Origin of the sequence: Arthrobacter sp. PL16 (assembly GCF_035985055.1) — a bacterium.
GTDB classification, from domain to species: Bacteria; Actinomycetota; Actinomycetes; order Actinomycetales; family Micrococcaceae; genus Arthrobacter_D; species Arthrobacter_D cheniae.
The window spans coordinates 173,906-199,758 of the sequence record NZ_JAXCIC010000006.1 but is presented as its reverse complement, the minus strand read 5'-3'; the positions used below and the strand labels follow the sequence as shown (position 1 = coordinate 199,758).

General features: G+C 65.2%; 25 protein-coding genes and 1 pseudogene. 11 read left to right on the top strand and 15 right to left on the bottom strand.

Annotated elements, in window-relative coordinates; translation table 11 throughout:
- Positions 1-84 precede the first annotated feature (84 nt).
- On the bottom strand, positions 85-327 hold the full coding sequence (locus RCH21_RS13435; protein ID WP_326964817.1) for a YegP family protein: 243 nt from the start codon (positions 325-327) through the stop codon (positions 85-87).
- Between the two features lie 803 nt (positions 328-1,130).
- Positions 1,131-2,009 (bottom strand): GAF domain-containing protein, encoded by an 879-nt coding sequence (locus tag RCH21_RS13430; protein WP_326964816.1) that lies wholly within the window; start codon positions 2,007-2,009, stop codon positions 1,131-1,133.
- 876 nt (positions 2,010-2,885) lie between these two features.
- On the opposite strand from RCH21_RS13430, the gene RCH21_RS13425 reads away from it, so the two are divergent.
- From RCH21_RS13425 to RCH21_RS13415, 3 genes are all read left to right on the top strand, one after another.
- Entirely contained in the window at positions 2,886-3,479 is a 594-nt protein-coding gene (locus tag RCH21_RS13425; protein WP_326964815.1) for a COG4315 family predicted lipoprotein, read from the top strand.
- Between the two features lie 70 nt (positions 3,480-3,549).
- A complete protein-coding gene (locus RCH21_RS13420; RefSeq protein ID WP_326964814.1) occupies positions 3,550-4,020 on the top strand; it encodes a cupredoxin domain-containing protein in 471 nt (156 codons plus the stop codon).
- Positions 4,017-4,508: a hypothetical protein gene (locus RCH21_RS13415; RefSeq protein ID WP_326964813.1), complete on the top strand. Its 492-nt coding sequence runs from the start codon at positions 4,017-4,019 to the stop codon at positions 4,506-4,508. Before RCH21_RS13420 ends, RCH21_RS13415 begins: the two co-directional genes overlap by 4 nt.
- A 164-nt stretch (positions 4,509-4,672) precedes the next feature.
- Here the strand turns inward: RCH21_RS13415 and RCH21_RS13410 are convergent, their stop codons facing one another.
- From RCH21_RS13410 to RCH21_RS13400, 3 genes are all read right to left on the bottom strand, one after another.
- A complete protein-coding gene (locus RCH21_RS13410) occupies positions 4,673-5,059 on the bottom strand; it encodes a hypothetical protein (RefSeq protein WP_326964812.1) in 387 nt (128 codons plus the stop codon).
- Between the two features lie 349 nt (positions 5,060-5,408).
- Positions 5,409-6,419, bottom strand: a complete 1,011-nt coding sequence (locus tag RCH21_RS13405; protein WP_326964811.1) for a hypothetical protein — start codon at positions 6,417-6,419, stop codon at positions 5,409-5,411.
- Between the two features lie 274 nt (positions 6,420-6,693).
- Positions 6,694-6,837 carry a hypothetical protein gene (locus tag RCH21_RS13400; protein ID WP_326964810.1) on the bottom strand — a complete coding sequence of 48 codons (144 nt, stop codon included), beginning with the start codon at positions 6,835-6,837 and terminating at the stop codon, positions 6,694-6,696.
- 95 nt (positions 6,838-6,932) lie between these two features.
- On the opposite strand from RCH21_RS13400, the gene RCH21_RS13395 reads away from it, so the two are divergent.
- The 3 genes from RCH21_RS13395 (at position 6,933) to RCH21_RS13385 (ending at position 9,176) form a co-directional block, all read left to right on the top strand.
- Positions 6,933-7,109 carry a CsbD family protein gene (locus RCH21_RS13395; protein ID WP_120149719.1) on the top strand — a complete coding sequence of 59 codons (177 nt, stop codon included), beginning with the start codon at positions 6,933-6,935 and terminating at the stop codon, positions 7,107-7,109.
- Between the two features lie 433 nt (positions 7,110-7,542).
- Positions 7,543-8,850 carry an Nramp family divalent metal transporter gene (locus RCH21_RS13390; RefSeq protein ID WP_442784711.1) on the top strand — a complete coding sequence of 436 codons (1,308 nt, stop codon included), beginning with the start codon at positions 7,543-7,545 and terminating at the stop codon, positions 8,848-8,850.
- A 143-nt stretch (positions 8,851-8,993) separates the two neighbouring features.
- Entirely contained in the window at positions 8,994-9,176 is a 183-nt protein-coding gene (locus tag RCH21_RS13385) for a hypothetical protein (RefSeq protein ID WP_326964809.1), read from the top strand.
- An 84-nt stretch (positions 9,177-9,260) separates the two neighbouring features.
- On the opposite strand, the gene RCH21_RS13380 is transcribed toward RCH21_RS13385, so the two are convergent.
- Positions 9,261-9,815 carry a GNAT family N-acetyltransferase gene (locus RCH21_RS13380; RefSeq protein WP_326964808.1) on the bottom strand — a complete coding sequence of 185 codons (555 nt, stop codon included), beginning with the start codon at positions 9,813-9,815 and terminating at the stop codon, positions 9,261-9,263.
- A 93-nt stretch (positions 9,816-9,908) separates the two neighbouring features.
- On the bottom strand, positions 9,909-11,711 hold the full coding sequence (locus RCH21_RS13375; RefSeq protein ID WP_326964807.1) for a bifunctional metallophosphatase/5'-nucleotidase: 1,803 nt from the start codon (positions 11,709-11,711) through the stop codon (positions 9,909-9,911).
- Between the two features lie 161 nt (positions 11,712-11,872).
- Here RCH21_RS13375 and RCH21_RS13370 point away from each other — a divergent pair, with 161 nt between their 5' ends.
- Complete coding sequence (locus RCH21_RS13370; RefSeq protein WP_326964806.1) at positions 11,873-12,853, top strand: alpha/beta hydrolase; 981 nt, start codon at positions 11,873-11,875, stop codon at positions 12,851-12,853.
- A 22-nt stretch (positions 12,854-12,875) separates the two neighbouring features.
- Here RCH21_RS13370 and RCH21_RS13365 read toward each other — a convergent pair whose 3' ends face one another.
- Positions 12,876-13,259, bottom strand: a complete 384-nt coding sequence (locus tag RCH21_RS13365) for a hypothetical protein (protein WP_326964805.1) — start codon at positions 13,257-13,259, stop codon at positions 12,876-12,878.
- A 271-nt stretch (positions 13,260-13,530) separates the two neighbouring features.
- Between RCH21_RS13365 and RCH21_RS13360 the strand changes: the two are divergent.
- Positions 13,531-14,190 (top strand): annotated as a pseudogene (locus RCH21_RS13360) (dihydrofolate reductase family protein).
- A 33-nt stretch (positions 14,191-14,223) separates the two neighbouring features.
- Here RCH21_RS13360 and RCH21_RS13355 read toward each other — a convergent pair.
- Complete coding sequence (locus RCH21_RS13355; RefSeq protein ID WP_326964804.1) at positions 14,224-14,991, bottom strand: type 1 glutamine amidotransferase domain-containing protein; 768 nt, start codon at positions 14,989-14,991, stop codon at positions 14,224-14,226.
- 208 nt (positions 14,992-15,199) lie between these two features.
- On the opposite strand from RCH21_RS13355, the gene RCH21_RS13350 reads away from it, so the two are divergent.
- Positions 15,200-16,219 (top strand): DUF808 domain-containing protein, encoded by a 1,020-nt coding sequence (locus RCH21_RS13350; RefSeq protein WP_120149711.1) that lies wholly within the window; start codon positions 15,200-15,202, stop codon positions 16,217-16,219.
- 53 nt (positions 16,220-16,272) lie between these two features.
- Here the strand turns inward: RCH21_RS13350 and RCH21_RS13345 are convergent, their stop codons facing one another.
- From RCH21_RS13345 to RCH21_RS13330, 4 genes are read right to left on the bottom strand one after another with little or no spacing between them, the layout of a single operon-like run.
- On the bottom strand, positions 16,273-16,836 hold the full coding sequence (locus RCH21_RS13345) for a dihydrofolate reductase family protein (RefSeq protein WP_326964803.1): 564 nt from the start codon (positions 16,834-16,836) through the stop codon (positions 16,273-16,275).
- Positions 16,837-16,883: 47 nt separating this feature from the next.
- Complete coding sequence (locus RCH21_RS13340) at positions 16,884-17,780, bottom strand: alpha/beta fold hydrolase (protein ID WP_326964802.1); 897 nt, start codon at positions 17,778-17,780, stop codon at positions 16,884-16,886.
- A complete protein-coding gene (locus RCH21_RS13335) occupies positions 17,777-18,628 on the bottom strand; it encodes an SDR family NAD(P)-dependent oxidoreductase (RefSeq protein WP_326964801.1) in 852 nt (283 codons plus the stop codon). The genes RCH21_RS13340 and RCH21_RS13335 overlap by 4 nt, the downstream gene beginning before the upstream one ends.
- Positions 18,625-20,148 carry a flavin-containing monooxygenase gene (locus RCH21_RS13330; protein ID WP_326964800.1) on the bottom strand — a complete coding sequence of 508 codons (1,524 nt, stop codon included), beginning with the start codon at positions 20,146-20,148 and terminating at the stop codon, positions 18,625-18,627. Before RCH21_RS13330 ends, RCH21_RS13335 begins: the two co-directional genes overlap by 4 nt.
- A 69-nt stretch (positions 20,149-20,217) precedes the next feature.
- Here RCH21_RS13330 and RCH21_RS13325 point away from each other — a divergent pair, with 69 nt between their 5' ends.
- Together RCH21_RS13325 and RCH21_RS13320 are read left to right on the top strand one after the other, a co-directional pair.
- Positions 20,218-21,228: an AraC family transcriptional regulator gene (locus RCH21_RS13325; RefSeq protein WP_326964799.1), complete on the top strand. Its 1,011-nt coding sequence runs from the start codon at positions 20,218-20,220 to the stop codon at positions 21,226-21,228.
- Positions 21,229-21,530: 302 nt separating this feature from the next.
- Entirely contained in the window at positions 21,531-21,845 is a 315-nt protein-coding gene (locus RCH21_RS13320; protein ID WP_326964798.1) for a DUF6457 domain-containing protein, read from the top strand.
- On the opposite strand, the gene RCH21_RS13315 is transcribed toward RCH21_RS13320, so the two are convergent.
- Together RCH21_RS13315 and RCH21_RS13310 are read right to left on the bottom strand one after the other, a co-directional pair.
- Positions 21,787-23,154, bottom strand: a complete 1,368-nt coding sequence (locus tag RCH21_RS13315; protein ID WP_326964797.1) for an MFS transporter — start codon at positions 23,152-23,154, stop codon at positions 21,787-21,789. The genes RCH21_RS13320 and RCH21_RS13315 overlap by 59 nt on opposite strands.
- A gap of 148 nt (positions 23,155-23,302) precedes the next feature.
- On the bottom strand, positions 23,303-25,714 hold the full coding sequence (locus tag RCH21_RS13310; RefSeq protein WP_326964796.1) for an FdhF/YdeP family oxidoreductase: 2,412 nt from the start codon (positions 25,712-25,714) through the stop codon (positions 23,303-23,305).
- Positions 25,715-25,853 lie beyond the last annotated feature (139 nt).

Below are 25,853 nucleotides of genomic sequence, written 5' to 3'. Positions count from 1 at the left end.
GTCAAGGTTTCCTGAACAATGAGCGGAATGACTGCTCAGGTGACGGGAAGCACCTTGGCGGCTACCTCAGGTCGGGTGATTTGTTCACACGGCCGCAGCAGCCGGCGAGGAATCCGGTTTCTTCACAATCGGGTCTAAGGATACTGGTGGGCATAAATCTGTTATCAGACCGGTTCCGGCGCACTCACGGACGACGCTGATCCCCTCGACTGCGGACGCTTTATCCACGAACTTCCCGGATACGGCCACGACCGTCCCGTTGGAAGCCTTCAATCTGAACCCGAAGGAAATGCCTTCGTCATGGAAAAGCTCGAACGTTCCAGTCATCGCTACCCCCTGTGGTTGCCCTTGCAGATGAACTGCTCGGGCTCGTCATCAAAACTGGAACACAATACTGCGTTCCAGTCGGCCCGGTAACGGGATAGGGCTTCCCCTATGTGACCCCAGCACACCCACTCCTCTATGGTAGGACCCGCTTCATTTACTAGCGAGTAATCCGTGATTGTTCCTTGATCCGGCTAATCAACCGCACTCCTGCAGCGACACGATCATCACGCTGAAATTCGACGTCACCCTTCAATCCAACCGTGACAGCGGCTCACCCCTGCCCTGAACGTTTTTGCGGAGTGGGGCCCGATGACCTATGCGAGTTGGGTGTTCTGTTGGATGATCAGGGCGGGACGGACAACTTCACGGTCTCGTTGATCAGAGGATTGACCATGAGTTCAGAGCAGCCCCGTAAACCATCGAGCAGCGCACCGGCGCTTTTACCCACGCCGCAGCTGCGTGTCCATACGGAGCGTGAACAAACCGCGACTGTCGATAGTCGAACACTTCTCGAACGGCAGGGCGAACGGCGCCGGGAAACGGAACGAAAGCTTGCCCTCCACATGCACGCCTATAGGCTCGCACGCTCCCCAGCCGGTCTCGGGTAATGGCCGTGACCGCACTGGGATTTCAGCACGGAAAGAATTTGATGACCGGTCCAGGCGCACGTTTCTTCCGAATAGGGCGATCTCCAAGACGGAGTTGCCTCAGGCTCCTGCGCACAGCACCGCCTAGGAGGAGACCGGGGGTAGGACGGGGCTATCGATCGTCGGTTCCGCTGTCATTCGATCGACCCGAGTGTCCTAGTAATGATCGAATACTTCGGTCTGGACGAGAGCGGCGAGGATTCGTAGTTGTCGTTCGTCCTGCCTGCTGAATCTTCGGGGTCTCGTGTCGAAGATGCAGAGGGCGCCGATGCGCCACCCCCCGGGGCCCGTAAGAGGGCTCCCGGCATAGAACCGGATGTGTGGTTCACCTACGACAAGAGAGTCACTCACGAAGCACTTGTGCGTGAGGGTGTCCTGGATGATGAGGATGCGGTCCTCCGTGATGGTATGGGAGCAGAAGGTGCTTCGCCGCGCCAGGTCATCGAGGACGAGCCCCGCGGCGGATTTGACGACCGGAATGCCCGCCTCGAGGAAGGTGATCGTCGCCGAACTTGCGTCGAACGTCCTCCGCGCTCGCTGCGTGAGGAGATCGAAGCGTTCCTCTTTTCCCGACTGCACCAAGCCAGTGCTCATCAGCGATGCTGACCGGCGGTGTTCGGCATCGTAGGGATTGAACATCGTCTCCAGCCGTGCGGCCAGCCTGGGCCACGAGCCGTGGGTTATCGAGGGGTGGAGCGTCGTTGCGGTGTGTGTCGTCCTGCCGCCGGAGTTCCTCGCCGGTCCTGACTCGTCGGCATAGGGGGCACGACGGCGTACTGCCGGCGACGACCCGCTGTCCGGAAACACAGGAAACTGCCTGGTTGCCGGCTGTGTCTGAAGCAGCTCATTGACGGCGTAGGACACAAGATCGCGGTGCAGGACATCCAGGAGCACAATTCCGTGGAGATAAGCGGCGACAGCAACAGCGTCAGCAGCACCGCCCAACACGACATAACGCACCCACACGTCGTCGACGAGCAATGTTGCTTCTGACGCCGCCTGGGCCGTCAGCCATTGCTGTTCATAGGGGTTCACGGTATGCCTCGCCTTGATAGACGCGAAGACACGAATCAACCGAACCTCCGCGCACCGAACGTGCACCCGTATGCCGTCAGGCATAGGCGACGGTCGAGCCATCGGACCGGTTTCCTCTGTACTGGACGCGGTTGATATTCCTGGTGTGATGCGTTGTGCTGGGCGCTGTCGTGCGAGTTGAAGCTGATGTGTACGCGATTTCAAGAGGTGTGAGAGGACTTCGATGTGGGATAGATCATCTGCTCCGCGGCTGCGGAGCAGATGTCCTTGTTTGCGGTGGTGCGTCTCATAGTGCTGCTGTGGCTGATTTCGCGAGCTTAAACGGGCGGACTTGGAGAATCTTTGGTGCAGGTCTGACCAGGATCGGAACGCAAGGTTTTCCCAATGTCCGACCGTCGACGTCGACTATCGCGGATACTCCCGAACGCTGCTCCTTCAGATCGATACTGATCCTTGTGGCGGGTCGCTCCGTTCCCGCGGTTCAAAACGTTTCCTTGCAGCAGAGTGAGCGCAGGCTTCACGGCTACGCGATCACCGCATCTTGACCGGCCCATTCAGCCCTTCGATTAGGGGCGCCGAGCGGCGACGGTAATTGATCGACATTTGGCAGTTCGCTCCACCGGCCCGGTACCTCATGACGCGGGACCGGCATTAACCGTCACACCAGAACCTGTCACCGCAGCTGGGGTGCGCGACAACTTCTCGTGTGCGCCGAATTTGGCAGGTGTGGCGCTGGGAAAACGGAGTTTTGTTCTCCGGGAGAAGTTCTCCCAAGGTTTGTCCAAGAGCAAAGCCGCAGTCTTGTCCCGAGTGGGGATGGCAAGAGGTCCGTCCCGCCGGCCCGGCCCTGCCGGGCTTATCAGGAGGATTGAAGTCATGGACAAGAAACTTTCCAGTTCGTTAGCCGGCGTCGCACTCATCATGCTGGCACTGAGCGGATGCTCCGGGTCCACGGCGGAAGCACCGGAGACAACAGCGGCTGAGGTTACAGAGGCGCCGGCGGAAACAACCGAAGCAGCCGAAACGACCGAGGCAGCCGAAACGACCGAGGCAGCCGAGCCAACAGAGACTGCGAGTGACGAGGCAACCGCAGAGGCCAGCGCGCCCGCGGCGGTTGGCCCCACCACGCTGGGCGTGGCGACAAGTGAGCTGGGCGAGATCGTGGTCGACGCAAACGGCATGTCGGTCTACTACTTCACCAAGGACGTTGCCGATTCCGGGGTCAGTGCCTGCACCGATGATTGCCTGGTCGCTTGGCCACCGGTCATCAGTGGGTCCGAAACCCCGGAGGTGGAGGGCGTCACCGGTGAAACCGGCGTCATTGAAACGCCGGAGGGTGATTTGCAGATGACCATCAACGGAATGCCGATCTACTACTTCAACAAGGACCTGGCAGCCGGCGACATCAACGGACAAGCCGTCGGAGACGTCTGGTACGTGGTAGCTCCTGACGGGACCATGATCCAGTAGGTCCGTCGCTCATCTTCGGCGGTGCTCACTTGGCGTCATCAGCGACCGCCCGTCACTCACCAACTCGTGAATGCATTCTGGGGAAGTCGCAATGAAAGTACGTTACCGAACGTCAGTTTTGTTGTTCGCCGTTGTCCTTACCGGCAGCACCGCGTGCAGCTCCGACGCCGAGCCAGGTACGTCGGGGGCGACAAGTGCGGCAAGCGATGCCACGGCGCCGGAATCAGCGGCGGTCACCGCCGGTGCCGGAACCCCAGGTTCAGCGCCTGCTTCGGCGGAAGCTGCGCCGGCGGAGGAAGCGGTGATCACGATCACCGAGTTCGAGTACGTCATGCCGCAAACCATTGCACCCGGCGCGGTGGTGACGATTGTGAATGAGGACGATGCCCCGCATACCCTCACGGCCAAGACCGAGGGCGGGTTCGACGTCGATGTTTCCGGTGGCGAAACGGTAACCTTCACCGCACCCGACGAAGCCGGCGAGTATGCGGTCATCTGCACGTACCACCCCGCGATGTCCGGAACCCTGGTCATCGGATGAGCACATCAGGAGCTGCTCACAACAAGAGGAGAACTGGACCCGTACGGGGGCAGGGTTCCGTCGCCGAGGGACAGGGGCGCAATCACCTGCTGATGATCGTCCTGCGGGTCCTGATCGGAGTTGGCTTGATTGTCAGTGCGGTCATTCACCTTCAGCTTGCATCAGGGTTTCAGCAGGCTGCACCCGCTGGAATCGGCGGAGGCGCCCTCTTCCGGATCCAGGCAGTCGTCTCCATCCTCGCCGCAGCGTATGTCCTGATCCGGGGTAGCCGAGCCGCCTTCGCGATCGCAGCGATCGTCGCACTATCCGCCCTGGCCGCAGTGGTTCTGTACCGTTATGTGCAGGTCCCGGCCATCGGACCGATTCCATCCATGTATGAACCCGTCTGGTATCCGCAGAAAGCTCTGACCGCAGTGGCAGAAGCCTTTGCGGGGACCCTCGCCGTCATCGGATATGTGCTTCTGCTCCGGCGCCGGAACGACATGTAGGCCGATACGCCGGGCCACTCCCGGAGCGCACCCCGGCCCCGTCGCACTCAGGAACGTAGCAGGCTATCCTCCAAATGAAGGACCTGCAGCTTCTTCCGGTGTGCTGTGGAGAAGCCAGACCAGCCGGCCCAGTCAGTAGCGCCGTCACGCTCCCTGCACTCCGGTCAGGCGAGCTTGCCGCTCGGCGGCTCGTTCGTTAATGATGTGTAGCCGCTGTGGTGGAAGGTGGCAAAGGCATCCCTGAACATGTCGGCCTGTCCCTGGAGTTTCCGCACAAGCGGTCCGGGCGGCGTCGATCCCACCGGCCGCTGCGCCAGTGCGCGCGCTGCTGATGCCTGCAATTGAGCTGCGCCTGCCATCGCAGCACTGGCTTGCAGACTCAGCAAGGCCGTGATGACTTCCTCTTCGTCCTGCGTCTCGAGGGCCCGTTCTATCCGTCGGATTCGATCGGCCAGCAGGGCGTTGAAAGAGGTCAGGAACTCGGACGCTACGAACGAGCCAAGGTCGTCGGCGAGTATTTCGAAGGCGCATGTATCAAGGACAGGAATCACGACGTACCTCCGAGTGCTTCTGGGCAGACTTCATCGCGGAAGCCTGGACGCCGGAGTTGTACCCGAGATCCGTCGGGATCGTTCGGTTCTGCGCCATCACGCTCCTTTTCCCTGCCCCGTCTGCCACCCTGGCAACACTCTCAACAGTGATCGCTTCTTCCGGCTTCCACACGAGTAGGCACTACCTGTTTCGTCCGCTCTCGTGGCGGTGAGGCCGGAGCCGGTGCACTTCCTCGCCGCAATGGCCTCCCTCGCCGTGAGTAGTCAAGAGCTGCTTTTCACCCGTCTGTCTGCTTCTTGGTTTCCAGGGTTACAGGGAAAACGATGAGGTGCCAAAAAAACTGCCACCTCATCGGGGTGCGGACCGCGTGCCTGCGTCCGTGCTCGTCCCGGATGTCGGAACGAATTTCCAGTCGAATGACCCGTCGTCGTGCAGTGTCATCCGGAGGAACCCGTGGGTGTCACTGAATCGCTTCTTGATGTAGGAGGGTTTGCTGGTGAAGGAGCGCAGACCGATGCCTCCGGTGGAGACCTGGAACGCTGTCATGCCGTCTTTGACGCACTTGTCGGTGTTGCTGATCGGGCATGAGCGTTCGTAGTTGTGTTGTGATGCTGACAAGGTCAGGCGGACGCGGTGTTTCCACATGACGTCGATCCACGGCTTGTGGTCCGCGGCCCGTTCGTGGCTGTCCGTGTTCGAGGTGAAGTACGGCTCGTGGTAGACGACAGCCAGGTGCTTACCTGCCGCCTGGGCGGCGGCGAGGTCCTTGTCCAGCCACTTCGTCGAGGCCTGGGCTGCCTGGGGGTCGTATCGCCAGTGTGCGGATGAGAGGAACGCGAAGTGCCAGTTTCCGAAGTCCTTCGAGTAGGGCTTGCCGTTGCCGATGAATCCGCGCTGGTCGTTGATCGCAGCCTTCGCCGTGGATCCCGGGCATTGGCCATTCATGAAGTTGTCGAGGTCTTCGTTGCGGTCAGGTTCCCAGTCGTGGTTGGGAGCGGACACCCAGTACAGCTTGGGCATGGTGCCGCCCCATAGTTTTGTCCAGTATTTGACGTAGTCGGCGCAGTACGCGGTGTCGTATTGGAAGTCGCCGAGTCCGAGGAACGCGTCGATCTCGTCGTCCTGCACGAGCTGGGTGATTGCGGCACCGTTGCGACCGGATGGGCTACTGCGCTTGGAGGTCTTGGGGCCGTTCATGTCACCGACAGCGGCGATCTGAACAGCACCCGCAGCGGGCTCGGAATCGTTGGGCGGCTTCGGAGTGGGGGTGCAACCCGCAACGACGGAGAGCACCAGAAGGGCTGCGACGGTCGTGGTGACACTCGGGAAGAATCTGGGACGAGGGAGTGGTGACTTCATTCGATAACCCTTCGAGAAGCCGGACCGCAGGTGGCCTCCCGAGACAGCCAGTCGTACCGGTTCCCTCGATGTTCCTCAGGCCGGGTCTGGCTGTCAAGGGTGCTCGATGCTCCTGGAGATGCCCTAGGGGATTACCACGGCCGAGACCGGAGGACCGGAAGGCTGGAAGGTCGTGATGGATGCGTCCGTTGGCGAGCTTCAGCAGGCGGGCATATGCCGACCGCGTCTGCGAGATGCTCGACGAGGCGGCAAAGTACATCGGGTCCTGACCTGTTCATTCGGTAGGGCAGTCAGAAGTGAAGGGCCTGATGGTGCTGCCGCAGGCGGCTGGTTCGGACTGCTCGATGACAGCAGGGGACACGCCCGCTTCGGTCGAGTTCATCACCGCAATTTCTGTGAGGTCTGCAGCAGCAGTCATCACCAACACTCTTGTGGCGGGGGTGCCTAGACTTGGCGTATCAGCTCTGACGTGCTGATCGCATGACCACTGAAGTCAATCGTTAGGAGAGCATCATGGGACTCGATGACAAGATCAGCAACGCCGCGCAGAAGCTCGGCGGCCAGGGTAAGGAAGCCGCTGGCAACGCGACCGGCGACGAGAATCTGAGGGCTGAAGGCCGGGGCGATCAGACGAAGAGCGACCTCAAGCAGGCCGGCGAGAAGATCAAGGACGTCTTCAAGAAAGACTGATGTTCTGCCCGCCCGGCGGCTGGTCCAGCCGCCGGGCGTCTGCCGGACACAAGGGGAGTGCGTCGAACATCAGGCGCGCTCCCTTCTTCTTGCTCAGGCCGTGGTCCGCCAACGCCTGCAGTCGGCGGACCAGCAGCAGTTCCAGCTGAGCTCCAGCAGCCCACGCCGATATCTATCTAGCTGGTGCCGTGGATACCCGCAGGCAAGGGTGGTCGTCCACCGCCGCTGACACCGCCCGACGCCGTACGACCCGCAGCATCCGGGACCAGGCGCATCGGACGGTCGAGTCGTTTGGAGGCACGTCCGAAGTCCACCGTTCGCACCACCCGTGCGCTTCGCACCGCTGGTGCGAAGGACCTTCGTGGAAGAATGACCGAGGTTCGCGGGACTCGATGCAGTCCGGGCCAGGAAATGCTCAACGAAGAGGAGTCGAATGTCCGGCGGAAGCAACATGCCACCAGGAAAGCTCGACCACGCCGACCGCGTGGATGACGACGGCGGCAAACCCGCCAAATGGAGGATCGTCGGCCCCGGCCTCGTGGTTGCGGCGACGGGTGTGGGGGCCGCGGACATGGTCGCCACCCTGGTGGCCGGTTCCCGCTACGGTTACGGGCTGCTCTGGGCCGTGATCCTCGGAGTCGTCCTGAAGATCGTGCTGGTGGAGGGGGCCGGCCGATTCACCCTGGCCACGGGATACACCATTTTCGAAGGCTGGCGCTCCCTGGGCCGTTGGACCACGTGGTACTTCGCCCCCTATGTCATGATCTGGGGATTCGTCTACGGGGCGACGGCGATGTCGTCCGCGGCGCTGCCCCTAGCCGCCCTGTTCCCCGTCCTCCCGCTCTGGGCCTGGGCGATCCTCATGGGCCTGCTCGGGTTCGTGATGGTGTGGTTCGGACGGTATGACACGTTCGAGAAGATCACCGCGGCGCTTGTCGGGATCATGTTCGTCACCGTCGTGGGCCTTGCGATCATTGCCACCCCCAACATCCCCGATATGCTTGCCGGTCTGGTCCCCCTGATTCCCGAGGGCGGCATCCTTTACACGCTGGCACTTGCGGGTGGTGTCGGCGGAACCATCACGCTGGCGGCGTATGGCTACTGGCTCCGGGAGAAGGGCTGGTACACGCCCAAGTGGATGAAGGTCATGAGGATCGACAACACGATGGCGTACGTGATGACCGGCATCTTCGTGATCTCCATGCTCATTGTCGGGGCCGAAGTGGTTCGGTCCGCGGGAGTCAGCTTGAGCGCTGGCGACGAAGGGCTGCTCGACCTCTCGACCGTGCTGCGCGACGAATACGGCGACGTCGTCGGGATCGGTTTCCTCGTCGGTTTCTGGGCCGCCTCGTTCTCCTCGATCATCGGGGTCTGGAACGGTGTCTCCCTCATGTTCGCCGATTTCTGGGGCAACATGCGGGGGAAGGAATCCGGCCATCCGGACACCCGGGTGGGCGGCAAGTACTTCAAGTTCTACGTGCTCTGGCTGACCTTCCCACCGATGATCCTCTTCGCGTTGGGCCAGCCCATCGGACTCATCCTGGCCTACGGTGTCCTGGGATCACTCTTCATGCCCTTCCTGGCGATCACCCTGCTGGGACTGCTCAACGGCAAGCGAATCCCGAAGAAGTACGCCAACAAGCTGCTCGGCAACATTGTGCTGGCGATCATCGCGCTGCTGTTCATCGTGCTGGGCATCAACCAGCTCTTTGGTGCTTTGGGGCCGATTCTCGCCGGGTAATAGCGTGACGAGACCGGCTTAGTCCACCGGACGTGCAGATATCCCCTTAAGGGCCCATTCGCCGACCGACGGCGGGTGGGCCCTTAAGGTGGGTACTGCGGAAAATTTTCGCAGCTTCATCACGTCATGTGAGGTAGGGCATCATGCCGAACGATTCCGAAAAGGACCCGCAGGACATCAGGCCGCACCACGAGCCCCCGGTGTCCCAGGATCAGGCTGGCGCCCGGTCCGACGACGATACGACAAAGGACCCGCTCGAGGAGTTCAAGGACGCCCCCGCTCTCGAAGTCGACGAGGACAGCCTGGTTGCGCCCGAGAACAGCTGACACTGCCGAAGTTCCAGCTCCCGACGTCGGGTCCAGCAGGCACGACGTCGTCGGGCGTCGTCGGCTTGGCTGGCATCATTCGCGTCAGGCGGTGCTCGTCGATCTCGCAGGGAGCGCCTGCTCCATGATGAAGTCGTCCTCGAACCGGTCCCCGAGCTGGAATCGCTTGGTGCCGACGACGCGGAAGCCGTTCTTCGTGTAGAAGCGGATGGCGCGCGCGTTCTCCTGGTTCACGCCGAGCCAGACGCCGGGCCGGCCCGATTGCCCGGCGAGGTCCAGCGTTGCCGCCATCAGTGCTCCGGCCGACCCGCGACCGTGGTGGTCGGGGCGCACGTAGAACTTGCTCAGTTCGACGATCGGTGCGATGGAGAGCGCCGCAAGCACGTCGGTGTCCGAGGGCTGATCCAGGACCACCATGCTCCAGCCCGCAATCCTGTGCTCCTCGCGGAGGCAGAGGACCGTGTGACCCGGCAGGGCGATGGTCGCGGCGAAGCGCTCGGGTGAGAGGTGGGTATCGATGTGCCGCTGGATGTCTTCGGGAGGGGAACCCGGAGGGCAGGCCAGGGGGAAGGTGACGGCGGCGCAGTCAGCCAGCGCAGCTGCATCCCGTACCGTCGCCGTCGAGATGTTGATGGTCATGCTTCCAATCTAGGTCGAACCCGCAGCAGGGCGCGTTCCGGAGGTCCGCGCCCTGCTGCCTGGTCCCGCCGTTGCAGGCCGGTCTGTCTTGGTCTAGTTGAAGACGCGTTCCCCGTTGCGGGTGAGCTTCCAGTTCTCCTCGAAGAAGGTGGCCGGGTCGATAGTGCCTTCTGCGATCAGGTAGTCGATGAGCAGCTGGCGGATCTCCGTGGTCTGGTTCACGAGGACCGGAGCCGTGGCGATGTGCGGGAAGTTGCCGCCGCCCGACTGCCGGTAGTTGTTGGTGGCCACGGCGAAGCGCTGGGTCGGATCGACCGGCGCGCCCGCGTAGCTCAGGTTCACAATGCGCTGACCAGCGGGTTTGCTGATGTCGATGTCGTAGGAGACACCGGACATCATGTCGTAGTTGTAGTCGGGGGTCCCGGCGGCGTTGGTCAGCGTCGCCGGATCGACCGGAGCGCCAGGGGCGGTCTGGTTGAAGTACTTTGCCGAGTATTCGAGGTAGTCCTTGACCTGGGCGCCGGTCAGCTCGACACCGAAGAGCGTATTCGGGAAGACGTACAGTCCGGCCATGTCACGGATGGTCACAGGCCCCTGGGGGATGACCGCAGCGCGGTTGAAGGGAGCCACGATGGACAGGACGGGAAGGTCCGCGTTCGGCGTTCCTTCGAGGGCCCGGTCCACGGCGCCCGCCTGGACGCTGTTCACGAAGTCCATGACAGCCGTGTCGCGGATGCGGGATTCGGCGGCGGACATGGTCTGGGTGGCGGTTCCGATCGCCGTGTTCACGTAGTCGACGGTAGTCCGGTGCTGCTCGGCTGCAATCGCGGAGATCTTCGGATCAGCCGGCACCGTGTTGGTGTTGAGTAGTTCCGAGTTCGCCGAGGTGACGTCCCACTGGCCGCGAACCCTGGTCAGCTCGAAGTCCATGACGGACAGGCGCATACCCCAGTTCTTCGGCTCGGTGAGAAGCACCTGCTCGCCGGTCTGCTGATTGGTGACGAAGCGCTCCGGGATCTCCTGGTGCTCGTGACCCGCGAGGATCGCGTCGATCCCGGGAACCTGCTCGGCTATCAGGGTGGAGGCGTTCTCGACGGGCAGCCCGCCTCCGTACGAGGAGGTGCCGGAGGGGCCGGCGTGCGAACTGACGACGACGACGTCCGCGCCGGCGGACTTCATCTCGGGAACGTACTTCCGCGCCTGCTCCACCATGTCGAGGAATTCGAGGTCCCCCTCGACGTTGTTCTTGTCCCAGATGGCGCTACCGGGGGTGGTGAGTCCGAGGATGCCGACCCTGATGGGCTTCTCGCCCTTGAGCTTCACCGTTCTGATGACGTATGGCGTGAACGCGTCCTCTCCCGTGGCCGCGTCCTTGACGTTCGCACCGAGCAGAGGGAAGCCGAGCTGCTCCTCGTACGTGCGCAGGAGGGGGATCCCGTAGTTGAACTCGTGGTTGCCGAGTGTGGTTGCGTCGTAGCCTAGGGCGTTCATGGCGGCTGCCATGGGGTGGGTCTCGCCGGTCTCGTCCACGGGCTCTACGTTGGCGTAGTAGTCGGTGAGCGATGTGCCCTGGATGGTGTCACCGTTGTCGATCAGCAGTGTCGACTCCTCGCCACGGTCCGCTCGGACCTGGTTGACGAGGGTGGAGATCTTCGCGAGTCCGACGTCGTTGTGCGCTGCGTCGTCGTACTCCGCGTTGGTGAAGTAGTCCCAGTTCTCGATGTAACCGTGGAGGTCGCTGGTACCCATGACGGTGATCGAGACCGTCGGCTCCTTGGATGTGGTGCTTCCGCCGGGTGCGGCGGTGGCTGCGGGTGCGAGCGCGAGTGCTGCGGCGCACCCGACGGCGACGGCCGCGAAAGTGCGGCGGTGTGCCGTGGTGGAACGTTGTGACACGTGGAATCAGCTCCTGTAGTGATGCGGTGGCGACAGCATAGCGGTGACCGATGACACACTGATGACGGGGACCTTACGGTCGACCGACGCGGCGGGGCTGCGTGCGGGCGATGGAGTGCGTAGGAGCCCGACCAGCGGAATCAGGTCAGGGAGGACCACCAGTGACGACGAAGGCAGAGCGGCAGGACGCATACCGCGAGGATATTCTGGGCTCCGGATACGAGGCCCGGACGCTTCCGCTCCAGAGTGATGACGAGGGCGAGGCCGTAGCGACCCTGGTTCGTCGCCGTGTTCCAGGAGGCTCGCAAAGGGCCGTGCTGTACGTCCACGGGTTCGTCGATTACTTCTTCCAAACCAACCTGGCCGATGCGTGGCTCGAGGCAGGCTTCGACTTCTACGCCCTGGACCTTCGCAAGTACGGCCGCTCCCTACTCGCGCACCAGACCCCGAACTACATCACCTCCCTGGGGGAATACGACGAGGAACTCGACGAAGCCGCCCGCATCATCCGCGAAGAGGAGGGCCACGGGGTCCTCGTGGTCATGGGCCACTCGACCGGTGGGCTCGTCACCTCCCTGTGGGCGCACCGGCGTCGCGGGCGCGGAATCGTCGACGCACTCGTCCTCAACAGCCCCTGGTTCGACCTCAACGCCAGCCTGTTCCAGCGGACGCTCGGTACTGCTGCGGTCCATCGGCTCGGTGCCCTCAGGCCCCGCGTCGTCGTCGGCAAGCTCGGATCCGCCTACGGGCATCACCTGCACCGCGAAACCGGTGGGGAATGGACCTACGACCTCGCGTGGAAACCGCACGGCGGCTTCCCGGTCGTCGCGGGATGGCTGGCCGGTGTCCGTCGTGGTCACGCCGAACTGAGCCGAGGGCTCGCCATCGACTGCCCGGTCATGGTGGCGTGCTCCGATGCCACCTCCGACCCGGTGAAGGAACCGGGAAGGATCTCGTCGACGGACGTGGTGCTCGACGTCGCCCACATCGCGGGACGCGCCCCGCTCCTCGGGCGGCTCGTCACCCTGGTCCGCATCAGGGGAGGCATCCACGACCTCACCCTCTCGCCCGAGCCGGCCAGGTCCGAGTTCTTCGCCGAGCTCACGCGGTGGCGCGAGGCCTACGTCCCGAACGGGCGTTGATACCTGCTCGGGGAAGGCGCTGTCAGGCCGGGCGGCGGGTCGCCAGGCGGTCTGCGAAGGCCTGCTCCTCGCACAGCGCCGAGTGGGCCATCGTGAAGACCCTGGCGTCGGAGCGCAGTTGCCCGATGAGGCCCAGCGCAGTTCCGGCGTCGAGCTGGTCCGGCGTGAGGAGCAAGGCCGTCGTCGCCTGGATCCGGCCCGCGCCTGCTGTTGCCGCGGCCGCCTGCAATCCTTCTACGGCTTCGTACCACTGATCCTGGTCGGGGCTCTTGAAGGAGCGTTCGATGACGAGGATGCGTTCATCGAGCAGATCGGTGAACCGGGAGACGAAGGATGTCGCTGCCCTCGATGAGCCGGTCTCGGCCGCGAGCCTGGAAAGAGCCGCCATGTCGATGATGGGCTGCACCTCGGTTCCTTCCATGCTGTATGAACCGGTGGAGGGTGCCCGGACAGGCTCTGTCCTGGTCTCCACCCTGATATCCAGTCTCGTGCCTGAACATGAAGCCGGGATGCAGGAAGACTCGGGCTTTCCTCAAGAACAGCCGAGTACCCGTCCCGGTGACGAGCAGCGCGCTTCCCGTATACATAGCGGCAAGCTTCTCCTATCGTCCGTCCTGAGTCACCGGGTTCGATCACCTGGAAATGACCTCCACGCGACAAGCACTTCAGGAGATGGCATGTCCCTCGTACGGGTGCACAACTTTTCAATCTCCCTCGACGGCTTTGGCGCCGGCGAGGGCCAGCAACTCGACGCTCCGTTCGGTCATGCAGGGTCACGGCTCGTGGAATGGGCTATCGGAACGCGCACCTTCCGCGAGATGGGCATGCCCGGGGAGTCCGAGCCGTCCTTCGGCGTCGACGATGCGTTCGCAAGCAGAACGGGTCCTGGAATCGGCGCTGAAATCATGGGGCGCAACAAGTTCGGCCCCCAACGCGGTCCCTGGAAGGACGAGGAATGGAAGGGGTGGTAGGGCGACAACCCTGTCTTCCACACCCCCGTCATCGTCCTGACTCACTATTCTCGACCGGTACTCGAGATGGAGGGCGGAACGACCTTCCACTTCGTCGACGCCGACCCCGTCGCGGCGCTCGACCAGGCACGCACCCTGGCCGGTGACCTCGACATCCGGATCGGTGGCGGAGTCAGGACGGTCCGACAATTCCTCGAGGCCGATCTGATCGACCACCTGCACCTCGTCCTCGTGCCGATCGTCCTCGGCCGAGGCGAACGGCTCTGGGAGGGCCTCGAAGGCCTCGAGCAACGTTTCGACCTCGAAGCGACCCCTTCTCCTTCCGGGGTAATCCATCTGGTCCTCACCCGCCGCAAGGCCCGGTGAACCGACCACGGGCAATGGCCCGTGGTCCCGGCATCAATGTTCGGTGCTTGCCGCGTCAGCTTTCTCGGCGTCCCTCTCCGCGCGAAGGGCCTCCGTCTCGTGCTGTTCCTCGGCTTTCTCCTGATGGATGGTCACGGCGAAGAGCTTCTCCATCTCCTTGGCAACGCCGGCGGCCGACGCGGGGTTCTGGCCGGTCACCAGCCGGTCGTCGACGACGACCTTCTCCTCGAAGACGTCAGCGAAGACATGGGTAGCACCCTGTTCCTGGAGCCGGTCCGCCAGGAAGAACGGGATGACCTTGTCCTTGCCAGCAGCGACTTCCTCCTCGTTGGTGAAGGCGGCCATTCTCCGGCCCTCGACGAGGCGGAACCCGTTCCCCAACTCCACGTTCACCAGGCCGGCGGGTCCGTGGCAGACCGCGCCCACCAGGCCGCCGGCGTCGTAGACGCTGGCCACCAGTTTCTGCAGGCCTTCGCTGTCCGGGAAGTCCCACATGGTGCCGTGGCCGCCCACGAGGTAGACGGCGTCGTACTGGGCGGGATCGATGACGTCGACGCGCGCGGTGTTGTAGAGACCGGCGCGGGTGGTTTCGTCCTTCGTGAAGGCGACCTGGATGGGATCTGCCGAGTCCACCTCGTCGCGCGGGGGCTGGCCGCCCTGGATGGACGCGAAGTCGACGAAGTGCCCCGAATCCTTGAAGATCTTCCAGGGATGGGCGGCTTCGGCCACGTTGTAACCGGTCTTTTCTCCGGTGTCGCCGATCTCGGAAACGCTGGTCAGTACCATGAGGATTTTCTTCATGAAGGGTCCTTTCGTCGAGCTTCCACCCTACGCGGGCCACATCCGGGCCTGCGAAGGGTAGGGCGAGGGCGATACCCGGAGACTTCATCCGGCTACCGTTCGACGTGCACGGCTGCCTGCCCCAGTAGACTCTGTGCATGCCGATCACGCGCCTGCCCAGTGGCATCCCCGTCCAGCAGTCCACCCTCGAGCAGTGCGGGTGCGAGCTATGAGCGGTGGTCTCGTCGCGCTCCTGGATGACGTCGCAGCTCTGGCCCGCATAGCGGCCGCCTCCGTGGACGACGTTGCTGCCGGGGCAGCAAAAGCGGGGGTCAAGGCGGCCGGCGTGGTCATCGACGACGCCGCTGTCACCCCCCAGTACGTGTCCGGGGCGGATCCGTCCCGCGAGCTGCCGATGATCAAGAGGATCTTCTGGGGCTCACTGCGGAACAAGCTCGTCATCATCCTGCCGGCGCTGCTGCTCATCAGCGCTTTCATCCCGGGGATCATCCCGTTCATCCTCATGCTGGGCGGCACCTATCTCTGCTACGAGGGGGCGGAGAAGGTCTGGCACAAGCTCCGCGGCCATCACGAAGCCGAGACGGCACCGGCGGTCGAACGGGGCCCGGAGGCGGAAGCCAAGGTCACCAAGGGCGCCATCACCACCGACTTCATCCTGTCCTGCGAGATCATGGTCATTTCGATGACAGAGGTAGCCGACGAGTCCCTGTGGGCCCGGGCGCTCATCCTGATCGTCGTCGCGTTCGCGATCACGGTGATCGTCTACGGTGCCGTGGCACTCATCGTCAAGATGGACGACATCGGCCTGCACCTCACCACCAAGGACTCCGCGGGCTCCAAGCGTCTCGGTGAGCTCCTTGTGAAGGGGATGCCCGCCGTGCTGACGGCGATAACCTTCGTCGGGACCATCGCCATGCTGTGGGTCGGCGGTCACATCATGCTGCAGGGGGTTTACGACCTCGGGTGGCACGCGCCGTATGACCTGGTCCATGTCCTCGAGCACCCCTTCGTCGGAATCCCCGTCGCGGGCGGCTTCCTCGCCTGGCTCGTCAACACCCTGTGCTCGGCCATCCTCGGACTCGCCTGGGGCCTCGTCGTCATGGCGATCGTGCACCCGCTGATGAAAGCGCTGCCGTTCGGGAAGAAGGGCGAGCACGAAGAGGGCGACGTGCGCGCCGCGATCTCCGGCTATCGGTCGAAGAAACAGGACCCCGACCCCGTCTCCTAGCCCGGTACGACTAGCCCGGTACGACGCCTGGCTCGGAACGACGTCGTTGAGGTTCAACCGGCCCCATGCCCGACGTCGTAGGTCAGGACGGCGAACTGCCCCTGCTGCTCGACCGCGCGGAGCGTCAGCCGATCCGATTCGACGCGCAGCGGCAGCAGCGGTGCCCCTGCCGTGAGGGCCACGGGCGCGACGGCGATCTGCAGCTCGTCGAGCAGGCCTGCTGCCAGGAACTGCCCGGCGAGGTCGCCTCCGCCGACGATCCAGATGTCCTTGCCGCCTGCTGCCTCGCTGATCCGACCGAAGGCATCACGGACGTCGCCCGATACCAGCCGCACGTCGGCGGCTTCCGGGACGGGGAGGTCACGCGAGGTGAAGACGAACGTCGGGCGCTCGCCGTACAGCGCCGTCCACTTGCCCGGGTCCTTCAGCAGGCCCTCGAAGGCGAGGACCCACTCGTACGTCGTCGAGCCCTCCACGAGTACTCCGACCGAGGTGAGGAAGCGCTCGTAGTGCTCCGGCGCCGGCGGCTCGACGGCGAACAGCCAGTCGAGCGAGTTCTGCTCATCCGCGATGAAGCCGTTGATGGTCGAGGCGGTGTAGAAGATGACACGCATCATGGCTCATCTCACCATGTGTTGCGCCGCCGGGAAAGGGCCAGGTCGCCTTACGGAGGACCCGCCTCGACGCCCTTGATGAACGTCCGGACCATCGCGTCGAACTCCTCTTCGCGCTCGATCTGCGGCATGTGCCCGCACTTCTCGAACAGGTGGAACTCCGCATGCGGAAAGACGGTCCGCGCATGGTCGAGGTGCGACGCCGGCAGCACGCGGTCCTCATCGCCCCACACCACGAGAGTGGGCTTCCGTTGCGCCGCCACGACGCGCAGCAGCTCGTTCCGCCAACGCCGGCGTACTCCGCGGAACGTGCCGAGGTGCCGCGCGACGGCGAGCAGGACGTCGTCGTACACGGGGTTCCCGCCCACGCGCTGCGCGTGGTCGAGGCGTTCCTCGGTGACGAATCGCTTGTCGTAGAAGAGTGCACGCTCGGTGCGGTACGCGGCCTTCCGCGACTTGTCCTTCATGAGCCTCTTGCCGATCGGCCGGACGGCCAGGAGCCGCAGGGCGATCGTGACCTCCTTGCCGAAGCCAGCGCTGTTCACGAGCAGGAGGCTCCGGACGCGCTGCGGCTCGAGAGCGCTGATCTTCATGGCGATCGCTCCGCCGAGGGAGTTGCCCACCACGTGCAGGGGCCGGTGCTCCCCGAGGATGTCCAGTGCCGCGATGACGAACCGTGCCATGGACTCCAGCGAGTAGCGCCCCTCCGTCCGCTCCGACAACCCGAAGCCCGGCAGGTCCACGCTGATCACCCTGTGATCAGGCGCCAACCGGCCGTACAGCCCCTGCCAGTCCTCGAGGCTCCGGCCGATCCCATGCAGCAGGAGGACCGGAGGCTGCGTCCGGAGGCCGTCGTCACGGTAGCGCACGCGCACGCCGAGAACGTCCAGGACGCCGTCGTCGTGCTCGGCCACGTCCCCTGCCCCGTGCCGCTTCACCCCGCTCATCGGCGGATCTTCCCGACGAGGCGGGCAACCTTCGTGGCCTGCCGCTCGAGGGTCCCGAAGGACATCGGTGCAACGCGGGCGACGACGTCGGGTACCTTCGCGCTGAGGCCGATGAGCAGCCGCGGCCTGCGCGTCTTCACGGCCTCGAGCATGAGTTCGGCCGCCTTGTCGGCGGGAAAGGTGAGGAGCTTGTTGAAGTCGTCCTTCGCCTTCTTCACGTCGAGCGTGCTCAGGTTCCCGCCGATGCGGGCGTTGAGGGCGATGTTGGTCCTGATACCGCCGGGGTGCACGGAAGTGATGCCGATGCCGCGGGGCAGCAGTTCGTTGCGGAGTGCCTCGGTGAACCCGCGGATCGCGAATTTGCTGGACGAGTAGGCGGTCTGGCCCTTGGGTCCCACGAGGCCGAACAGGCTCGAGACGTTGACGATGTGCCCGCCCGGACCGATCCGCGGGAGCAGATGGTGCGTCAGCAGGACGGGTGCGTGGAAGTTGATGGCCATGACCCAATCGAAATCGTCCATGCTGATCTGGTCGAACCTGCCGGCAAGGGCCACCCCGGCGTTGTTGATGAGCAGGTCGACGACGTCCGTCGCGGCGAGCAGGTCCGCCGCCAGCCGCTCCACGGCGTCCCGCTCCGACAGATCGGCGACGAAGGTCCGCACGTTGCTGCCGGGATAGGTGGAGCGGATGGAGGAGGCGACGACCTCGAGCCGTGCGGCGTCGCGATCGACGAGCAACAGGCTGCTCCCGCGCTCCGCGAGACCGCGAGCGAGGTGCTCGCCCATGCCGGCCGCGGCTCCCGTGACGACGGCGGTGGCATCGGTGAACTGGAAGGGGCGGATACTCACGCGTGGATCTCCTGGAGGTCGGGGACGGGGGTGTCGGTGGGTGGTGCGGGGTGGTCGAACACCATGTTCCTCGCGAGGTTCCCTCGCAGCGCGGTGGGGGCATCGAGCAGGTAGTTCTGGCGCATGATCCAGGGCTGGCGGTCGCCCTGCTTGGGGAACGCCGAGACGGCGCGCTGCACGTAGCCCGACGTCAGGTCGAGGATGGGCCGGGCCTTCATGTCGCTGTCCACAGCGGGCGCGCCGTAGGCATGGCCGTGGCGGTCCATATACTTGATGAGGCGGCAGACGTACCGCGAGCTGAGGTCCGCGCGGAGCGTCCAGGACGCGTTGGTGTAGCCGACGCAGAGCGCGAGGTTGGGCACGCCGCTGATCATCAGGCCCCGGTACACCCACGAGTCGCCGAGGTCGACGGCTTTCCCGTCCACGGTGAAGGCAGCACCGCCCAGGGGCAGCATCGACAGGCCCGTGGCCGTGACGACGACGTCGGCCTCGAGTTCCCGCCCGGAGGCCAGCCGGATGCTGGTCGGGGTGAAGGTGTCGATGGTGTCCGTGACCACGGAGGCTTGTCCTGACTTCATGGCCTTGAACAGGTCAGCGCTGGGCGCGACGCAGAGTCGCTGGTCCCACGGGTTGTAGGCGGGAGTGAAATGCTCGCGGACGAGGTCCTCGTCGCCGAGGATCCGGGCGGTCTGTGTGCGGATCAGTTTCTTCGCGACCTCCGGGCGCCGACGGCACAGCTGGTAGAACGCCTGGGTGAACAGCACGTTCTTGGCCCGGGCGACATGGTGTGCGACGCCGGCGGGCAGGTGGCGGCGCGCTGCATCGGAGAATTTGTCGCGGCTCGGCACGGCGGTGACGTAGGTGGGGGAGCGCTGCAGCATGGTCACGTGGCCTGCATCCCTCGCCATCGACGGCACGAGTGTTACGGCGGTGGCACCGCTGCCGATCACCACCACGCGCTTGCCCTTGTAGTCGAGGTCCTCAGGCCAGAACTGCGGGCGGACGATCTCGCCGGTGAAGGAGTCGATACCCGGGAAGGACGGCTCATACCCGCGGTCGTAGTCGTAGTAGCCGCTGCACAGGTAGAGGAATCCGCAGGTGAGCCGGCGTCGCGCGGTGGCGCCGTCGTCGTCCGTAACGTCCAGGTCCAGGGTCCAGCGCGCGTCCTCGGATGACCAGGCTGCGCTGACCAGCTTGGTGTGGAAGCGGATGCGCTCGCGGATGCGGGGATCATCCGCGGTGGCGCGGATGTAGTCGAGGATCGACGAACCGTCGGCGATGGCCTTCGCCTCGGTCCACGGGCGGAACGGGTAGCCGAGGGTGAACATGTCGCTGTCCGAGCGGACGCCCGGGTAGCGGAACAGGTCCCAGGTGCCGCCGATCGCGCTCCGGGACTCGAGGACGGCGAAGCTCTTGCCGGGGAGTTCCGTGGATACGCGGTAGGCGGCGCCGATGCCGGAGAGGCCGGCTCCGACAATGACGATGTCGAGGTGTTCCGTGGCGCCTTGAGGGGAGTTCATCCCTCTATTATTCGGCGGTGGTCTTCCTGGCACTTGACGTGGAGCGACAGCTATTTACCCTGGTACGACATGAGCTCTGTCATCAGGTCGGCCGGGATACGCGGCTTCCGCGACGTCGTCGAACAGTTGGGGGGCGACGCCGAGGCCCTGGCCGCGCAGTTCCGGGTGCCGCTGGACGCGCTCGACGGCGACGACGTGCTCGTGTCCGACGTCGCCATGGCGAAGCTCCTCGAGGGGGCGGCACGGGCGCTGCCCTGCCCGGACCTCGGCCTGCGGATCTCCGAGTACCAGGACATCGGCATCCTCGGCCCGCTCGCGGTCGCCGTGCAGAATTCGCCGACGGTCGGCGCGGCCCTCGAATGCGCCTCCCAATTCCTCTTCCTCCACAGCCCCGTGCTGCGCTTCACCATCGTCGCCGATCCGGAAGGGCGCGCCGGCGACGTCGGCCTCTGCTACGGGTCCTCGGAGGGACCGCCGCCCCGCCAGGCCACCGACGCGATCCTCGCGTTCGCGCACCGCATGATCCGCTTCCTGGTGGACGGGCCCTACGCTCTTCACTCGGTCCATCTGTCCCACCTCCCGAAGGCGCCCGCTTCCCGCTACACCGAATTCTTCGGCGCCGAGGTCCGGTTCGGCCAGTCCGCCTCGCTGCTGCGCGTGCCCCGGAGCCTGCTCGACCGCCCTCTGGCCGGGGTGGACGAGACGCTCCGGGAGATCGCCCTCGATTACCTCCACAGCCACTTCCCGGAGCCGGGGCGGGTCGTCGCCCCGCAGGTCCGGACCGCCATCGACCGCATGCTGGGCACGTCACCGCCGCGCATCGACTCCGCAGCGAGGCTCCTCGGGATGCATGCCCGCACCCTGCAGCGTCGGCTCGCCGCCGAAGGCACCTCCTTCGAGTCCCTGCTCGACGACGCCCGGCGCGATGCGGCGTTGCGGCTGCTGACCCGGACGGACCTGCCGCTGCAGCAGGTCGCCGGGCTGGTGGGGCTGTCCGAGCAATCGGCCCTCACCCGGTGCGTGCGGCGGTGGTGCGGCACGACGCCCAGTGTCGTCCGTGCCGGCGGGACGGGTGACTGAGGCTTCCCACCTACACTGACAGGCAGGACCGAGCGGCAGGACGCACCGGCTGGAAGGGGGAGCGATGGCAGGCATCACCAGCGCCGACGTTGCGCGCGAGGTGAGTTGTGTCACCAGGCCGTTCGGGAATTACATCCCGGAACATTGCTAAGTCAAGTAAAGGCCGAATCCGTCCTGTGGGAGCTCCTCGTTGAAGGGTTGCCGGTCGGGTGCTAAAGCTTGGGGGGAGCGGTGCCGGCGTCAGCCGGCGGCTGCAACGTGCACCTGCCCCGCCCCGACCGTATCCGACCCGAGGAGATACCATGGCAACGCCCGACGACGAAGAGCGCACCCTCAGCGAGTGGAGCCGCACCCTGGCCCAGGCCCTTCAGGTGCTGGACCTCGAGGTGGATCATCCCAGGATCGTCGAACTGGCCGAGCGGTCCTCCCATCATCTATCCCCTCACGCCGGAGCCATCAGCGCGTTCATGGTGGGCTATGCGGCTGGAACGGTCACCACGGATGGTCGGGAGGAGACGAGTGCGGCGGTCGAGAAGGCAGCGAAGACCGTGCTGACCATCATTCGGAAGGACGAGGAGACGCAGGAGGAGAAGGGCTGGACGGGCTCGGCGCAATAACACCGGATGTCCGGGCTCCGATCGTGGTCCGGGTCCGTGCGGCAGAAAGGCGCGTGAGCGTCCAGGCCAGCACGACGGCGACGGGTACCGCTGCGATGGCGCCCAGGCCCGAGTAGCCCAGCAGAACCAGGGCCGGACCGGCGAGTGCGCCGCCCAGGGCTCCGGCGAGGTTCATCACGAGGTCCGATGATCCCTGGACGGGTGCGCGCTCGCTGACGTCGACGGCGCCAGCGAGTAGCGCTGAAGCCGAGACGATGCAGGCCGACCAGCCGAGGCCCAGCAGGATCAGGCTCGCCGTCACCGCTGCCTCGGATTCCGAGCCCCGCCAAGCCGTCAGGAGCGCGACGAGCAGGAGCACCTGGCCGCAGAGGATGCCCTGCGTGGTGCCGGCGCGATCCGCGATCCAGCCGAACACGGGGGACAGGGCGTACATCCCGGCCACATGCAGGCTGATGGTCAGTCCGATCACGGACAGCCCCGCCCCGTGGTCATGCAGGTGCACCGGCGTCATGGCCATCACGGAGACCATTGCTGCATGACTGACGGCGATGGTCACGACGGCGAAGCGTGCGCCAGGATTGCGGGCGAGGATGGCCAGGCCGCGCTGTTTCCCCGGCGCTGCATCTTCCGCCGGGCGGTCCGCGGCCTGATGGCGCAGGGCGGTCAGCAACGGGTCGGGGCGTAGCCCCAGGGAGTAGACGATCGCGGCGGCGACCTGCGCCGCTGCGGTGAAGACGAAACCCCCGCTCAGGGGCGGTATGCCGAGGACCCCCGCCACGACCTGCCCCGGTTCGAAGAGGTTCGGGCCGAGGACGGCTCCGATGGTCGTGGACCAGACCACGACGGCGAGGCTGCGCCCGCGCGTCGACTGGGTAGCGAGATCGGTCGCCGCGAAGCGGGCCTGGAGTCCTGTCGCGGCCCCTGCTCCGAGGAGGACGAGTGCCACGAGCAGGAGTGGGAAGAGGGAGAGCGAGGCCGCAGTGATGGCGAGCAGCGCGCCGCAGCACGAGATGAGGGAGCCCGTAGCGAGCGAGATGCGGCGTCCCCGGCGCTGGGCAAGCGTAGCGAGGGGAACGGCTGCGGCGGCGGCGCCGAGCGTCGCCATGGTCGCCGCCATTCCGGACCATGCGCTCGAGCCGGACGTCTCGGCCGCGAGCAGGGCGCCGAGGGACAGCGTGGCGCCGGCGCCGACGCCGCCGAGGATCTGGGCGACGACGAGCACGCGGATCACGCGGCGCTGCTGGCTCCCGTCCTGCCCGGGCTGACGGCTACCGTCCTGCTCCTGCTGCCGATCCCGGTGCCGATGCATGAGCCCGCCCCTCGTGGTCGCTGTGACCGGTGCAGTCTATCGGCGGGAGCGGACCCGACCAGGGCCGCTCCCGCCCGATGACTGATCTGCCCGCCTCATGAGCCCGACGAGGCGGACGTGCGACGCCGGGTCCTGGCGGGGCCGCGCGTCAGGCGTTCGCTGCCTCCGCAGCCTTCACCGGCGTGCCGGCACCAGGAAACCCGTCCGCCTCGGAATCGGGCGTCGGCGCCGTGGCGACGGCGTGGTGCTCGGAGGGCGCCGTATGCGTGCTCGGCTCGAACCGCACGATGACCTGCTTCGAGGTCGGCGTGTTGCTGCCCTGTGCCACATGCTCCAGTGGCACGAGCACGTTTGCCTCCGGGTAGTAGGAGGCCGCGCAGCCGCGCGCCGTGGGGTAGGACACCACCCGGTAGGCGCGGAGCACCCGCTGCACGCCGTCGTCGTACACGCCGTGGATGTCCACGTTCTGGCCGTCCTTCAGGCCCAGCTCCGTGATGTCCTCGGGGTTGATGAACACCACGTGCCGGCCCTTCTTGATGCCGCGGTATCGGTCGTTGTTGCTGTAGATGGTGGTGTTCCACTGGTCGTGGGCGCGTAGTGACTGCAGGATCAGCGTGCCCTCGGGGCGCTCGAGGTATTCGAGGTCGTTGACGGTGAGCACAGCCTTGCCCGTCGGCGTGTTGAAGGTGCGCGAATCCCTCGGGCCATTGGGCAGGATGAAGCCGCCCTTCTGCCGGATCTTCCGGTTGTAGTCCTCGCAGCCCTCGACCACGTGCGCGATGTGTTCGCGGATGAGGTCGTAGTCCTTCTCGAAGCCCTCCCAGTCCGCGTTGATCTTCCCGTCGATCGAGGCGCGGGCGAGGCGGCTGATGATCGCCGGCTCGGAGAGCAGGTTCTCGGAGACGGGCTCGACGCTGCCCCAGGAGGGATGCACCGCGCACACGGTGTCCTCGACCGAGACGAACTGGACGCCCGTCTCTTGGCGGTCGATCTCGGTGCGGCCCTTGCAGGGCAGGATCAGCGCCTCGTCACCGGTGATGAGGTGGGAGCGGTTGAGCTTGATCGAGATCTGCACGGTCATGTCGGTGTTCTGGAACGCCTTCTCCGCGACCTGCGTGTCCGAGATGGCGGAGACGAGGTTCCCGCCGAGGGCGATGAGCACCTTGACCTTGCCGTCCCGCATGCGCCGGATGGACTCGACGGCGTCGGCGCCGTGCTCGCGCGGCGGCTCGAAGCCGAACTCCTTGCCGAGGGCGTCCATGAACCTGGGCGGCATCTGCTCCCAGATGCCCATGGTGCGGTCACCCTGCACGTTGCTGTGGCCGCGGATGGGGGAGGCACCGGCACCGGGCTTGCCGATGTTGCCGCGCAGGAGCAGGAGGTTGATCATCTCCTTGATCGTCGCGACGCCCTTCTTCTGCTGGGTGATGCCCATCGCCCAGGTGATGATGACCTTGTCGGCGGCGAGGTAGCGGGCGGCGAGCTCGTCGATCTCCTCGGTACGCAGTCCCGTGGCTTCGAGGACGGTGGCCTCGTCCAGTTTCAGCAGGTACTCGCGCAGCTCGTCCAGGCCCTCACAGTGCTCCTCGAGGAAGGCGTGGTCCAGCACGGTGCCGGGATTCCTGGTCTCGGCCTCGAAGACGCGCTTGGACACGGCCTGCAGGAGCGCCATGTCCCCGCCGAGCCGGATCTGGAGGAACTGGTCCGCGATCTCGGTGCCCTTGCCGATGACGCCCCGCACCAGCTGCGGGTTCTTGTAGCGCTTCAGGGCGGCTTCGGGGAGGGGATTGACCGCGACGATCTGCCCTCCGTTCCGCTTGCAGCCCTCCAGCTCGGTCAGCATGCGCGGATGGTTCGTGCCCGGATTCTGGCCCATGACGATGATCAGGTCTGCGTGAGCGTAGTCGTCGAACGTGACGGTCGCCTTGCCGATACCGATGGTCTGTCCCATGCCCCAGCCGGAGGACTCGTGGCACATGTTGGAGCAGTCGGGCAGGTTGTTGGTGCCGAAGCCGCGCGCGAACAGCTGGTACAGGAAGGCAGCCTCGTTCGAGGTGCGGCCACTGGTGTAGAAGGCTGCCTCGTCCGGTGAATCGAGGCTCTTCAGCTTCTTCCCGACGATCTCGAAGGCCTCATCCCAGCTCACGGGCCGGTAGTGGTCCTCGCCGGCCGGCTTGTAGACGGGTTCGACGATGCGCCCCTGCATGCCGAGCCAGTACTCGGAGCGCTCGCGGAGGTCGCTGATCGAGTGCTCGGCCCAGAAGTCGTTGGAGATGATGACGGGGGCCGCCTCCCAGGTGACGGCCTTCGCACCGTTCTCGCAGAACTCGAAGGTCTTGCGCTTGTCGGGATCCGGCCAGGCACAGCTCGGACAGTCGAAGCCGTCCTTGTGGTTCATCTTGAGGACGGTCTTGAGTGTCCGCTCTATACCCATGTGCTCGATGGCGGGCTTCATCGAGTAATAGACGCCAGGCAGGCCTGCTGCCCACTCCTTCGGCCGCTTCTCGACCTTGAGGTCCTTCTCGTCGACTTCCTCTACGCGGGGTTCCTTGCGCGTCATGGCGAACGTCCTCTTTCGCGGCCCGGGTGGGCACTCTTCGACAGGTGATCCAACTGCCCTTGTACAACAGGCCTAACAGGGCGCCGGGCGCGACCGCAACCACTCCGTGCGTCGTCGTCGGTTGCTTGACGCGCTCGCT